Origin of the sequence: Rhodopirellula europaea 6C (assembly GCF_000338295.1) — a bacterium.
Lineage (GTDB): Bacteria > Planctomycetota > Planctomycetia > Pirellulales > Pirellulaceae > Rhodopirellula > Rhodopirellula europaea.
On sequence record NZ_ANMO01000131.1, the window covers coordinates 1 to 1,342 of the forward strand.

Sequence of the window (1,342 nt, forward strand, 5' to 3'; positions counted from 1 at the left end):
CAGCAGAAAGAAGCCTCGAATTGAGCTGTCGTCCATTCGCTCGGTGCAAAGCCTAGTGCCAGTCTGGAAACACGATATTTGAGCGACGAAGAGCTCCAGTTCGATGTTCCTCGCTCACCGGGCTGTTGTTCAGTCTCGTTTCGCTTCTTTACGTGAGTCGTTTGGACGTTTTTCGCCGGTTCTGTGGTGGTGGAATGAAGGCGAAAGCCTAACTGGCTCAGTCAATTGACAGCTCGGTGCATGAGGAACGAAGCAGCATCACCGCGACGGCCTGTTCTTGACGAAGGCCTGCATTCTTCATCGGTTTGCGAATGCATCCCTTTGTCACGCAAGCTGCTAAGTGATTCCGATTGTATCGGTTCGCCTGTTCACCAGGACTGTGCTAAATGTTCCAGAAGCATCGCGACGATGACGTCCATGAAAACGCCCGGTCCAGCAAATTGCAAAAGCATGCTGCGGCGTAGAGGAATCTGAAATACCTTTCACCGACTGTTGTTGTCGACCTCATGCCGCATTGGTTTTGCAGAATCACTTGTGTGACGATCTTGTCACTTGGAATCGTATCGCCCGCCGCGGCGATGCAGATCTTCGTCAGAACGCTGACTGGAAAGACGATCACGCTGGACGTTGAGGCCGGTGATTCGATCGAGAATGTCAAAGCAAAAATACAAGACAAGGAAGGCATACCTCCCGCTCAGCAGCAACTTATTTTTGCCGGCAAGCTGTTGCAGGATGGAAGGACGTTGTCGGACTACAACATCCAAAAGGAGAGCATGCTGCATTTGGTCGTGAATGTTGGCGGCGGAAGTGCTGGGGCTGCGGCGGCAAATGGGGAGGAGTTGGCGGGACTGCACAGCGGGATTTCCCAATCGTTGCTTTCTCTCGGAAGCTTTCAATTCCAATTCCTTCGAGACCAAATTAACGAGATCGCCAACTCCCAATCTACCGGATTCGTTCGACAGAATCCGTCCGTTGCGACGGCTTCCATGACGCGTCCGTCGTCTGTCCAGCTTGTCAGCTACCAATCTGCCGCTGGCCTCGATTTCGCAGGCACCGACATTTCATCTAGCCAGGGCGAGTGTCGATGCCGAACGAATCGCGGTGCCTGGCTGCGAGGCTTTGGGATGTTTGGTAGAGCGGAGGCTCGCGAAGCAACCACAGCATTCGACTATGCAGGAGGTGGTACCCAACTCGGTATGTTCCGGTTGCTCGATTCCGAAACGATCATGGGGTCTTATGTTGCTTTTGCGACACAAGATCTAAGCTTCGACAACGGAGTTTCTGCCAATGTCGACAGCACGCAGTGGGGTGGCTTTCTCCACCGGCACAACTCGGTAGGAAA

Annotated in this window: 1 protein-coding gene; it reads left to right on the forward strand. The window is 53.3% G+C overall.

All coding sequences use genetic code 11. The features are described from left to right. Window positions 1–536: 536 nt before the first annotated feature. The coding region (locus RE6C_RS31695; protein WP_201766878.1) for a ubiquitin-like protein at window positions 537–1,342 on the forward strand (806 nt) is incomplete at its 3' end.